This window comes from Robertkochia solimangrovi (genome assembly GCF_007279655.1).
Lineage (GTDB): Bacteria > Bacteroidota > Bacteroidia > Flavobacteriales > Flavobacteriaceae > Robertkochia > Robertkochia solimangrovi.
Map to the genome: position 1 here is coordinate 342,102 of NZ_QKWN01000006.1, position 13,904 is coordinate 356,005.

A 13,904-nucleotide genomic window follows, 5' to 3' on the forward strand; every position below is an offset into this window, starting at 1 on the left:
TTTTTGGTTGTAAAAAGTAGTTTATAATAAAGTTTAGTGTGTGTACTGTATTATGACCGACTACCCTGTAAATGTTAATTCCACACTTTTGCATTTAACACATTACCCCCCTAGTCCGCATTATAACCAGCTTTATATTATTGTATTCACAATTAAGCCGTATTATTTTTAACAAATATTAATGTAATCGATTGTCCAAATATATTTAAAAATTGATTTTTCACAAATTTTTAATGAGAAATAATAGCATAATTATAAAAATATAGGGGTTAAATTGCGTTTTTGACTACTCTATTCGTATGAAAATAGCAAAATCAAAGGTTTTCGCACGACTAAATTGTAATCGATTGCATCTTTTAACTTTCTGATTACACCTATCTTACAAATACGATATCAGCATGGATGAAAACTGAAATAAATGACTTGAACCTCCTGAAATCTCTGGAATATCCGACTATCAGTATAGAGTATTTACCCCTATGAAAATCAAGACAGGGTTGAATAGGCTATCTGGAGTGGTGAGTGGTAAAATGTAAATGTTAGATTATAAGTCGATTTTCAATTCCTGGTATACGATACATACTACAATTTGGAATAACAAGTTATTCCATCGATCAGCATGGATATTCAAAAAATAATCTATAAGCCGGAGGTACACCACTATGTTAGTAATTCGACTTCTGGAAAGCCACAATGTTCCGTTAGGTACATCGCCAAGGATACATTAATACTGTTCCAGAATTTTATTCAAGAATTCAATAAATTAAATCCTCCAAGAAAATCACATAAAGTCTAATGAAAATTTATCAATCTATATCTTGTACCTAAAGGCATACTTGAGGCACTTGCTTCACCTTAGCGAACATTGTTTTGTACTTAACCGGAAAAATTGCATCTATATGTTCCACCAAAAATTGGTAATCCTTTATGATAATCTATTTATCAAACGAATGAAAATAATAGAATTTTTCTCCATTGTCGAATAAAATATTAGGATTTAAAATTGAAATAACCTTAGTTTTTAAAAATTCACTTTCTGGATAATAATCCAATAAAACTTCTCCTTCATTTAATATTGAATAGCGGCTTACTGTATTTTTTAATAAGCTATTTGTGATTTCAGGAGAAAGCTCGTTAATTTTTCTATTAGTAAAAACCATCTTCATATTTTCATCAAAAAACAAGTATTCATAATACTTCGTTACAATTTTTCCTCCTCCGTGATACTCTTCATCAATCAATAATTCTGATCGGTAATACCCATTGTACTTTACCATTTTTCAAATATTTTTCGCTCACTATTATAGCTATATTTCTGATTTATAAGAAGATTTATTTCTTTTCCAAAACCAGTTAATTCATTTTCAAATTTCAAACTTATGTAATGTTTCATGGCCTTTTTTAAAGTTTCGAAATCAATTATGTTAAAATCACTAACCAAATCCACATTCTTAAAAACCTTCTCCACATCCAAAGGATCGGTGACAGCATAGATGATATCTCCGCGATCGATGGCGGCTTTCAGCCATGGCTTATTATATTCTTTCCAAAAATCTGAACTCCCATTGAATATTCTGTCTGATACATTCAAAACATTGAATCCTCCCGGTTTTGCACCAAACTGACTATTCTTCATATTGAACAGCAATTCTTCTATGACCGCTTTCATATCTCCGGTTAGCATCCCTTTAGTGGTATAGTTTCCAATGATAGTGGTCGTTTTCCCTGTTGTGGCCACTATATCCATTATTCCGGGAATCGATAGATAACCATCTGGTTTCTGCCCATGATAATACGCCAATTTATCACCAATTTTATTAATCCCTTTGGCATTGACTATTTCTATATTGGTAATTCCTTCATAAAACCCTAATAACTCCTTTGTATTTCTATTTCCATATAACAACATTCCCGTTTCAGGGTTAAATTTCAAATAATAGTCTCCCTTACTGAAATGAATACAGGTTTCAGACTGAAGGTCAAAGAATTCAGTAGCCGTTACTGGAGAATCGAAAACGTTGAGTTCATTATCCCAGGATATCTCAAAGGGATTCGTTCGCTGCTTCCATGCCTTTGGAAGTTCCAGTAGCTCCTTGACCGACTTCTCTTCGAAGAATGGAGATTTATCAAGACTCTTTAAAACTTCTATTTCTGAGGCATCCCCGGTTAAGATCGGAGAAACCTGAACCTCATCAGCTCCGACACTACCCGTTTCTGCCAGATAATAGTAAAGTTTTGTATCCTTTTTACGCGCATAAACCGCCAGAGAAGCCGGAGTTGAGTTTAGCGTTTGGAGGATGTGTGCCGAAGTAAGTGGAATTGCCAGTGAAGCGGCATACGTGATTGTTCGATCAAAATCGCCTCGGATACCGGCATACAGCATTCCACTCAATTCTGCTGCAGTATCGAGGTTGGGAATAACACTTATGGCATCAACGATACCATAAACCGTTTCATCGATTACCTGGAGGTTGGAGTAATTATAAATATGATCTTCCTCCAATGAGGATCGTGCAAAAAGGATCTTCCATCGCTCCAGATAATCTCCTTTTATAAAAGTTGCCAGATATGCATTTCTGATATCCTTGTCCGGTATAAAAGGCTCTCTTAACTGCCCTATATCAGAAACCCTTCTTTTCCAAAAAGTGATGTCGTTACCCCGCAGCGCCTCATTCTCTTCAATCCATGAACGCTTCAGTAATTCATTGTAGCGTGCGACATAGTCATTCCGAATCTTAATTACCTCCTCCAAATTTCCATCGGTAACAAGTCGTTTCTCAAGCGTTTTCAGTTCGCTGATCTGAACCTGAAGTTTTTTAACGTTAGTAAGATTCGGACTTTCATAATAGGCCACATAATTGATATATGGAAGGCCTCTGACACTTCCGAATTCCCCTGAGGTTGTTTTCAAATGAACAAAAGAACCGTTGGCACGATAAAATCCCCGGAAGATGCGGAATGGCTTTTCGATATCGCTGTATACATCCAGTAAAAAGCTAAACAGACTATCCTCACGAAACTTCTTTCCTGAGGAGAGCATAGTTGGTTCGGAGACGGCTAGTCCAGATTGAAGGCAACTGATTTTTCCGGTTGAAACGAACCTTTCTGTCGAAGGTATGATGATCAATATACTACGCTTTGTATCCGGAAGGTCTGAAGCCTCAAGAATTTGCTTTGCCAGTTCATCTGCCTGGATGGAATTCAGTTGAGAATCCAGTGAAATTTTCATCACATAAAAATTCACACGGGTTTCCCGATCAAGCAGAAATAATTTATCTTCCAACACTTCCCTTTTCTCATTCAAATCCCCTTCTGAGAAATTAATGAGATGAAAGTAATCTCCCTGGCTTCTTACAGCATCTCCCTTCCGACCTCTTCTTGCATAAGCCTCATTTAATATGGCTATATACGGTGTAGCCTCAGGCAACTCCCCAACGAATGTTGCATCATCGGTTTCACAAAGAGGTATGCTGAAAAGATCATCATAACCGGCTGTTTCTTCAGGAACTTCTGCACATTCGATCATCGCGACAAAATCGATCTCCTCTGAATTGAAATCGGGTTTTAACCCGGAACCAAGAAGATGATTATAGGTTGTCCGGTAATAGGCATTACGGCCACAACCTCCATTATCCTGAAACAGATAAACAGGATCTTCTTTTTGGGGATTCCTGAACTGTATCTCTTCATAAAACCGTCCGCTGTTCGATTGATAACCCTGAAAGATATCATTTTCAAAGGTCGCATAGTAGTATGTATTTTCGATCCTAAAGCCGGGAATCGTCCCGGCTGGAACTTCTGACTTTTTTGAAGCTATGGTCTGTGTATTCTTAATGGTAAATGGTTTCCAATCGGGAGTAAACCAAATGCGATTTCCTATCTCTCCGTCATCAACCGGATCGAACCAATTAAGCTTTAGAGAAGGATCGCTCATTTGTTTCCAGTCCAGAAACGTTAACGCTATCCCAGGGCCGTAGTCCATTAAGTTCCCTGAGTTTTCATCGGGTAGCTCTCCGGTAATTCGAAAAATATGTTTCAGTTGAAAGATTCCATGGCCGAGTTCATGGATTGCAACCCCGGTAGGATCAGGTTTAAATTCCAGTGTTTCAGAATCCTGTGCTCCAAAAACGAAGCCCCATTGACGTCCAGGAGGCATAAACCCGGATATTCCAGCCGAATTCCTGATCTCTTCCCCACAGATGAACAGATAGTAAGTTCCACTCTCATAATCAAAATTGCGCTTTTTATATACCCGTATAAAGGATCGGAATTCTTCCGGATAGTCCGACAATAATCCGCTGCCATCATAGGTTAGCAATCCATCATGATCCTCTGTATCCCAGTCATTTTGTGCAATCTTCCATTCTGAAAAACTAACCGACAGCGCTGCTCCTGCAGTTTTAAATATGCCGGTTAATTCTGATTCCAGTGATTTTGGTTTAGCAGCAGCATTCACCAGCACCACATGCACTTGTATATCCTTAATCGATCGTAAATGATGAAGAAAGAACATCGAGATCACCTGGTCCTTTGCTGCTCCTGCAGGGTGAAGAGCTATAATTATCTCTTCATCGAGATCAGGTGTAAGCCCCTTTAATGTAAGCTTCAGATCGCTCCCATTATTCAATACTTCTGTCGGAATTGCTCTACCCTCTTTGGTTTTCACTACAATATCCTCCGGTTCGAATCCGGTATTTCCAAAATTGATCCCTACATACAAAAAATCTTCTTGCCCACTGACGACCGCCTTGTGCGGTGGATAGAGCCGTTGCCCTTGAAACGCCACTGAAGGATAGTAAGCCAATTCGGTTTTATGGTCCGCAATATCAATTCCGTAACGGGTTCCTTTTCCAAGATAATAGTTAATCTCAATTCCGGTATCAGCTATTGTATCAACCACGATGTCTCCGGTATCGGGATCCATCGAAATCCCTTCGGTATTCACGGGAGAAATGGGTCCACCGGTTGCACCTTCACCGATCTTTCGAACTTCTCCGTCTCCAGCTATTGTAAACTGATCTCCTGAAGCATCTGTGATAATGACTACATCATGAGGATCATGATCATAGTTTAACTGGTTGCCATCCGGAAGATCGATGATGATCTTCCCATTCTCAATAGAAATATCATCTTCCTCAATATCATATTCCAATGGATTTATTGTGATCAGGTCTCCTCCGGATACCACATCCCCAATATCTTCAATCGCATCGATGACCTCATCTGCATCGACTACCTGATCCCATTCTTTATCATAAATGGTCAATACTACTCCATCTGCAAGTTGCTGCTCCGAATTGATAAAAACTCCGGTGAATTTAACAGCAACCTTCATATTTCCCAGGTATGGAATCGTGATATATCCATTCCCTGTAAAAATGCCATCACTTCCTTTCACCTTAGTCACCTTGACCGGAAAACCTCCAGCCTTAAAAACATCGTTTACTTCCAGTTGCTGCAAAGGAACTTCTGCCCTGACATTCATTTCAGGTACAATTCCACAATCGTAGATGGATAGACTATCAACAGCCAATCCGGTTGTGAAGCTTCGAAGTTTAGCGTAATCACTGTTAATCTCTTCACACTGCTTCATGACCTGGTATTCGTAAGTTGTACCTGGTCTGAGATCCCAAAGTGTAAGCCATGATAAACGGGTTTTGCTGAAAAACCATCGACTCCCAGCCACTTTTTCCCGGTATCGAATCAGATACACACCACCTTTAAGATCTGGATCGTCCCAATAGATATTCGCCTGATGTTTTCCTTTAATTTCATGAGATACATCCAGGGGATAATTACAGGGAGCTGTATAATCAAAAGAATATATTTCACTATATCCATGGTTGCGAAATAGTCCTGTATCACTTCCATCAATTGCCTGAATTACCCTTACCTGCCAGGCATAGCGGGTGTCAGCCCGCAATAAGGGATAGGTGTTATCATAATTTAAGTAAGGTTCTGTGACCACTTCTCGGTGTATCACTGAAGACCAGCTGTAAACTGTATTAACATCTTGTGAACGGTCTGCGATAGCTTTTAAGGTGAATTCATAAGCAACCGCATTGACATTGATATGTCTGGGCGACCATTGAAAGAATATTCGTTGCGGTATAAAATTCGCTATCCCCTTTCCATTAATGGGAAGCAACAGAAAAGGCGGATCATTATGATAGACATAGGCATAAGCACAGGTTCTTTGCGCTAAGCTTCTATGGGTGATACTATCAAAAATCTCTATACAGAAACTTATATCCCCCTCCGGCAACATATCAGTCGATAATTCATCATCGATCCCGGAAGTGTTCTGTTCTTCAAAGTAATAGGCGATTTCTTCTGGTGTCAACTCGTATGGGATCCCGCTTTCCAGGTAAAAAGTCTGGCCCTGAGAAGCAGCCACATTAGATTTAAATCCGCCTGATCGGGTCTTGCAGGTGATTTTGATATACACTTCCCTACCCGTCACCCTCAGATCGTTCAACAGCAACCGAACTTTTAATGCGGGGTTCCCACTTAACTTTCCGGAATACTCATTCAGATATACCGGTGCCGGTGATTTTATATGTACCAATGCCTGAACGGGATATTGCTGTCCAAAAACGGAAATAGATATACATACTGAAATCAGTATAAGAATTCGCAAACGCATAATTTCAGGATTTAGGGTTCTTTGTTGTTAGACATGGATCTGAGAAGGTGATCTTCTGCAATGGTGAGAAGCGATTTGAATAGAAAATCGATCAGCTCAATTTCCAACGCTACTTTCCTGCTTTCCAAGAATCGCTCCCCTTCCCGAAGCTTGCTGTAGTTTTTAAAATGAAGTTCCTGAAACTCGCGTAATTCCGGGATGACCAGCATGGCTGAATTAAAATCTGAAACAAGTGCAAGTTTTTTCAATAACCTACTATGCACTTTCCTGTTAATTGCAGATCTGACCTCTTCATGATCATCAATCAACGATCCGGTGTCGGCTTGTCCGGGTTCTGCCGTTTGGACATCCCGAATGAAATGACGGAATAAATTATCCAGCATCTCCTGATAATCATGAAAAGTTTTCGTTATAGCATAGGCAGATCTCAGATACGCTATTGCATGAAATCGAAACGCTCCTTTTCGCTCATATTCCTTTAGATCTTTAAAACTGTCTTTTAACTGTTTCCTTTCGGCAGGTAATAATTCACCGACTCCCAATTGTGCAGTTAAATTTTGGATCTGTGCCGTGACTTCAGGAATCGATCCTTTATAGACGATACCACGAAACTTAAATTGTAATTCCGAATTTCTGTCCGTCATCTTTTTACGCCCTATTTCAACCTTATATTTATCCAGACTATTGAAGGTATACCTGTAGCCTGCAGAAATATTTATTGCGCTGCTCCTATTCAATCCTGATTCCCTAAAGACAGAACCAACATTCATGGTTAACGATTGGTTTTTTCGGATAGTCCATACATTTCTGCATCTAATGGTAACATTTGTACCCTGCCAGGCTCCATTTTTCCGGTGTTTATTCCAGCTAACGGTTACCCCGGACCTCAGGCGGTCTTTCAGAAACTTTTGACTGATCCCCAAATTTGGCCCCAATGTAAAATCATGTGATTCTTTGCTCACCAGTAACGCATAATTCAAAGAAGTGTTTATCGATATCCCAAATTTTTTAATGTTCTGTCCGTATCCGGTAGTAGCCTGAAAATTTAGAGGTGCCAAAGCATCAGGGTCACCGGTTACGCTTCGCTGAGCAGAAATATTAACATGAAGATCAGCTGATGAGGTGAAATTTATATACGCACTTAAGGAAGCATTCTCATTTATCTGACGATAGGTCACTGTATCATGAACGATAGGTTCCGAAATCCGTTCCTCAAAGGGGTCTTTAGTGTTGATTCGGGTTGTAAAATTTGAATAATCCACCTGCATCCTCAATTGTTTACCTGAATCATAGGTAATGCTCATCGCATTGACCATTTTCAAAGTATTACTGGATTTCTTTTGCTGCAGATCGTTCCTTTGAATACCGGAATGCATACTAATACCGATCTTACCGGAAAAAAGAGATTGTTGCAATTTTAGGGTGATCTGCTCCAGATCATTATTAAAAAAATGGGTGCCCATTGATCGGAATCCCGGATCCAAACGTTCATATTTCAGCTCAAGTCCTCCATTATCTGTGCTCACATCCAGAGAGAAATTCATAGCCTTATAAAAATATTTACGGCTTACTGCGTTATTTCCCTGCGCGTTGAACAAGGTGGTTTTCCAGTGAGATCCGGCCAAACCGACCATAACTTTGAAGTTCGGATTCAGCCGGTAAACACCGGAGATGTGCCACACCTGATTTGACGATGGGAAGTCGGCTTTATCAATCGAAAGCGAATCCGTTAAGGATCCCCGATGATCACGCGCAGCAAAGAATATTCCCTCAAGTGTGAGCTTATCAAAATCGTGTCGGAATCTGGCGCCATACCCACTCCGCTTATAGACCGGTAAAGTTTCGGGGTGGGCAGTACCGAAAAGGATCCGCTTTTGTAATCTTCCGGTAAAAACTTCTGCAGAGAAAGCGCCTGTATTTTCAAGTTGGAGCCCCATACCTGTCACCGGTATTCCTTGCATGCTATAGGAAGAAAAGGATGGATTAAAATCTCCCCAATTCAACCGAATATTTTTCCATGAAGGAGAAAGACTTAATCGGTTATAATTAAAAGGTGTCGGTATATTTACTCCTCCATCTGTTATTGATAACATCAAAGGAATTTGAATCTGACCGGCGAATGTAATATTCAGATTCGCTTTTAAAAGATAGGTAAACAGGTTAGCATTCCGGTCGGAAGTGGCATAATTACCATCCAGAGATATTCCTCCGGCATAGCGCAACCAATCATCTTTTCCGATTTCATCCAAGGCAATTGCCTGCCCGGAGACTATCAAAGTTGAAAAAAGAAATGGCCATATCAAGCGAGAGTCCAGAAATACGCAGATCATAGTAACATATTTGGCTCAATATGTAGAAAATAATCTATATTTCAGGGATTAAAAAAGTTACCTTCTAAAATATTTCAACCTATGGATCGTTATTATGCTTTGCCCCTTCCGTTCAAATTATAGTCTTGTAGCACCTTATTTTATCAGAAAACATTACAGGTGAAACATTTGATAATAAGGATGTTAATAATTTCCTTAAATAGTACTAAACAGAATTTTTTAAGGTCTAATATTAGTATCTTTAACTTAAACCAATCCTATCATAACCAACAAATTAAAGTAAAATGGCCGTTGCCGGAGATCAAAGTCAGAATGCTATTTTTCTTCAAAAGCTGAAAATGATCATCCTGGAAAATCTGGAAAATGAAGATTTCAGCGTAGAAGAACTTGCGGAACTGATCGGATTGAGCAGATCACAATTACACCGAAAATTAAAATCGCAGCGTGGTTTATCGATAAGTCAGTTCATCAGGGAGGTCCGTCTTGAAGAAGCTTTAAAAATGCTTAAAAAAGATGTTGCTACTACCTCTGAGATCGCTTATCGCTGTGGTTTCAACAGTCCGTCATATTTTCATAAATGTTTTCATAAGTATTTTGGTTATACTCCCGGAGAGATCAAAGACCATTTTCGCAATCAGATTGCAGATGAGGAATACAATCCTCTTTCTGATACCGGATCAGATCAATCTTCGATATCGCCGGCTGTAAAATCTGAAACAATCTCGCTACCTGTTAAAACACCCGAGATCGATTTTGGATATTTCAGGGGGAAACGCAAACTCCTATGGTTGTTTATGAGCACCTTCATAATTCTGGCAGTGATGTCTTTCATCTATCTTCGGTACAATGCTACATCCGATAAACGCGAAACTTCAATAGCAGTACTACCTTTTACCAATCTTAGCGACAAACAGGAAAATCAGTTCTTTGCGGATGGTATTGTAGAAGATCTTCTCTTCAGATTATCCAAGATCGATGGATTTAAAGTAATCTCAAGAACATCATCTGACCGATACCGAAACAGAAATGACAAAACCATTCCTCAGATTGGGAAAGAGCTCGGAGTCAATTATATTATCGAAGGAAGTATTCAACGTTCTGACGACCATACAAGATTCAACATTCAGCTCATCGACGCCAACACCGACACACAGCTATGGGTTAAGAACTTTGACAGGGATATGGCTAACATTTTCGATACTCAAAGTGAAATCGCTGTCAATATTGCTACAGAACTCAACAGGTTTCTTAGTCCGGAAGAAGAAGCCAGTATAAACCGGCATAATACAAATAACCTCCGCGCTTTCGAACTCTATCAGCTAGGGAATTTTGAATTGAAAAAAAGAACCGGATTAGGCTATATTTCAGGAATCAACTTTTTCGAAGATGCGATAAAAGAAGATCCAAAATATGCAAGGGCTTATGCGGGACTTGCTGAAATCTATCTTCTGATGTCCCTTGAAGGTTCGATTGAAGTTAGCAGGGGTAGAAATCAATCGGAAGCTCTTGCAAAAAGGGCTTTGGAGATCGATCCAAGTCTGGCTGAAGCCCACACCGTTCTGGCTTCAATCTATACGAATATCGATTTTAACTGGACGAAGGCTGAACAGGAATTCCGCAGAGCGATCGCACTCAACCCCAATTACTCTGCCGTTTATCATTATTACTCCGGTTTCTTAAGCATTCAGGGAAAACATCAGGAAGCAAGAGCGCAGTTAAACAAAGCGTTGGAACTCGATCCATTATCCTTTGTCATTCGCTATTTCAGTGCACATCTCTATTTCAATCAGGGTGATTTTCAAAATGCCCTGGCCGAGAATCAACGCTGTAAGGAGATGCTTCAGGACCATCCCTGGTCTACCTGGAATGATTTTGAAATCAATTATATGCTCGGCAATTATGATAAGGCTTTAGACGCTTTTAAATTATACGGACTTCTTACTAACGAATACCCTCCTAGCAAAGCTGATAGTATCTATAAGAATGAAGGACCGGAAGGATTACTGAAAATGCGTATCGATTACAGTGAGCAACCCTATTTAAATGCCCGGTATTATACACTTTTGGGAGATCGGAACAAAGCCCTGGAAAGTCTTCAACAATCTTTTGATACCGGGACTCCAAATCCGGAGATCTCTTTCGATTATTTCCTCAGAGATTTACGGGAAGATCCCCGATTTTTGAGTATCCTTGATAAAATAGGGCTTAAACCCGAGTTCAGGATTTAATTTTTTATTAAGAATAATGCAACATATGTGCACAATACAACATAAGTGCACAGAAAATCTACACAGATTCTCAACATAATTTCTAAGTCAACCGTGTTTTTAATGAAGAACTTCGATAAACCTTGTTGTCACCAGCAACGAGGAATTCATTAATCAAAAACACGTAAAATGAAAGCTATTAAACTAAAGTGGGTAATCACCACGATGCTATTAAGCCTGTTTATCGTCTCCTGCAGTAGCAGTGACGATGATGTTGCGACCTTCCAGGGTCCTACACCTAGGACCGTGGATCCCGGAATGTCCATTCCGGTTAGTATGGAATTTATCTCCAATCAGACTGCTATTACTGATATGGGTGCCTGTGAGGAAGGATCCTTATATATCACGCATGAGGGTGAAGGCTCTTCTGACGAAATTGGAACGTTCAAAATTAATTACACTTTCTGCGCTGCTCCTAAGAAATTCGGCGTTCACAATTTCGAAGCTGTTATCACCGATGCTTCCGGTGACAACATATTTCTTCGATCTGCGAATTTATTTGAAGAAGATGAATTGCTTCTGGAAGCAGAAATCGACGAGGATGATCAGGATGTTCCGGAGGGAGATGAGCCTGAACTCGCCAACAAAGTTATCATAGATGGAGGAACCGGAGCATATAAAGGTCTTAAAGGTGAATTAACGTACAAATTTCCACCGATAGCTACGCAATCGGTCTTAGAGGTAAAACTCAACGGAAAAATGGAAATAAACGAAGCAGTGGAACTATGATTTAGTTTATTATGCTAATCCGGAAGCTTTCTTAGAACGAGCCTCCAATTCATGATGACAGATGCTGTAAGGGAGAGCAGGCCCTTACAGCATCATTTTTATTATCGAACCGAGTCCATTACGCGTTCTTCTTCAGTAATGTAATTCGACAGATTGATCGCAGTTTCGATTAAAGCCAGATGCGAATATGCCTGCGGAAAGTTTCCGAGTAATCGTTTCGACTCAAAATCGATATCCTCACTAAAAAGGCCCAGATGGTTACTGTATGATAATAAGGTATCGAATAATTTGATCGCCTTTTCTTTTTCCCCAATTTTATTCAGGGCATTGATAAACCAGAATGTACAGATTGTGAACGAGGAAGTGGGCAATCCGAAATCATCCTTATTCTTATATCGATATAAAAGTCCGTTATAACTCAACTCCTTCTCTATGGCTTTGACCGTAGATACATACTTAGGATCTTTGGCATCGATGAACCCATAAGGCTCCATCAGCAAAACAGAAGCATCGAGATCGACCGAACCATAGGATTGTGTAAATGCCTGCGCTTCTTCGCTCCAGGCATTCTCAAAGATATCATCCCTGATTTTCTGTGCTAAAGGCTGCCACTTTTCCAGTTTCTTGGTCTTCCCCAGAATCTGGGCAACTTTAAGTGCCTTATCTACCGCAACCCAGCAGAGTACCTTTGAAAAAGTAAAATGTCTTTCTTCTGTTCTGAATTCCCAAATACCTTTATCCGGTTCTGTCCAGTGACGATTCACCACCCAAACGATCCCCTTGGTGATCGTCCATAGATCTTCACAATTATCGATATCCGTACTAAATTTTGCTATCTGCTCATAGATCACATCCATTAGAATGCCATAGATATCATTCTGACGTTGTTCATAGGCAGCGTTTCCAATTCGAACCGGACGCGAACCTTCATATCCGTCAAGATGATCAAGCGTGATCTCTGTGAGTGTTTTCTCTTTGTTGATCCCGTACATGATCTGAAGCTTCTCATCCTTGTCAGGAACAAGATCAATGATGAACTGTAAATACCGCCTGGCGATATTCTTATGCCCCAGTTCAGAAACTACTTTGATCACCATTGAGGCATCACGAATCCAGCAGAAACGATAATCCCAGTTTCGTACTTCTCCGATAGTCTCAGGAAGTGAGGTTGTAGCTGCCGCAAGTACAGCTCCAGATTTATCATAACTCAGCATTTTGAGCGTCATGGCACTCCGAATGATGATATCATTATATTTTCGATAACTCGGAGTCTTCTCTGTCCAGTTTAACCAGTATACCATGGTTCGCTGCATTTCAAGATGCACCTTATCGGTATTGGGCACAAAGATTTTCTCATTATATCCGATGGAAAAAAAGCCATCCTGACTGAGTTCGATCTCATCCCTGTTCAGAACAGCCTCTTTATCAAAACTTGTATAAAGAAATAGTGTATCGAATTTTTCCTTATCCGTCAGGCTGACGATGAAATCATCCTTAATATAAGTTGCGGTCGATCCGATCGCGTATTCAAGCCTGGGATCATAGACTACTTTGAATCTGGGGCGTCCTTTCTTATATTTTACATATCGGATAATATCCGGTGGCGCATAATGCTTTCCACTTTCACGATAATAACGCGGCATAAAGTCCATCACATCAAAGGAATCGTTCCCGTTGGTAAAACTCGTAACCAATATGCTGGTATTCTTCAAATAGTTCTGAGAAATGGTATAATCTTCATCAACCTGAAAGCCGAAGCTTCCTCCCTTATTCTTATCCAGTAATTTAGCAAAAACCGAGGATGAATCGAACTCCGGCAAACAACACCAATCGATTGATCCATATTTTGAAATTAATGCTGCACTTCTGCAGTTTCCGACAATTCCATAGTCCAAATTCTTCATTAAATAATCGCATTTTTAATGGTAAACA

The 13,904-nt window shown here is 39.8% G+C and carries 6 protein-coding genes; 2 read left to right on the plus strand and 4 right to left on the minus strand.

Going from position 1 to position 13,904, the window contains the following annotated elements; genetic code table 11:
- Positions 1–935 precede the first annotated feature (935 nt).
- Genes DMZ48_RS09780 through DMZ48_RS09790 form a run of 3 tightly spaced genes read right to left on the minus strand, consistent with a single transcriptional unit; the run spans position 936 to position 8,976 of the window.
- Positions 936–1,277, minus strand: a complete 342-nt coding sequence (locus DMZ48_RS09780; RefSeq protein ID WP_143954949.1) for a hypothetical protein — start codon at positions 1,275–1,277, stop codon at positions 936–938.
- Entirely contained in the window at positions 1,271–6,646 is a 5,376-nt protein-coding gene (locus DMZ48_RS09785; protein WP_143954950.1) for a fibronectin type III domain-containing protein, read from the minus strand. Before DMZ48_RS09785 ends, DMZ48_RS09780 begins: the two co-directional genes overlap by 7 nt.
- Before the next feature lie 11 nt (positions 6,647–6,657).
- On the minus strand, positions 6,658–8,976 hold the full coding sequence (locus DMZ48_RS09790) for a hypothetical protein (protein ID WP_143954951.1): 2,319 nt from the start codon (positions 8,974–8,976) through the stop codon (positions 6,658–6,660).
- A 284-nt stretch (positions 8,977–9,260) separates the two neighbouring features.
- Here DMZ48_RS09790 and DMZ48_RS09795 point away from each other — a divergent pair, with 284 nt between their 5' ends.
- Positions 9,261–11,204: a helix-turn-helix domain-containing protein gene (locus DMZ48_RS09795; RefSeq protein ID WP_143954952.1), complete on the plus strand. Its 1,944-nt coding sequence runs from the start codon at positions 9,261–9,263 to the stop codon at positions 11,202–11,204.
- A gap of 168 nt (positions 11,205–11,372) precedes the next feature.
- Positions 11,373–11,972, plus strand: coding sequence for a hypothetical protein (locus tag DMZ48_RS09800; protein WP_143954953.1), 600 nt, complete (start codon positions 11,373–11,375; stop codon positions 11,970–11,972).
- Positions 11,973–12,073: 101 nt separating this feature from the next.
- Here the strand turns inward: DMZ48_RS09800 and DMZ48_RS09805 are convergent, their stop codons facing one another.
- The gene (locus DMZ48_RS09805; protein WP_143954954.1) at positions 12,074–13,876 is read right to left on the minus strand and encodes a glycoside hydrolase family 15 protein; all 1,803 of its coding nucleotides are present in this window, start codon (positions 13,874–13,876) and stop codon (positions 12,074–12,076) included.
- Positions 13,877–13,904 lie beyond the last annotated feature (28 nt).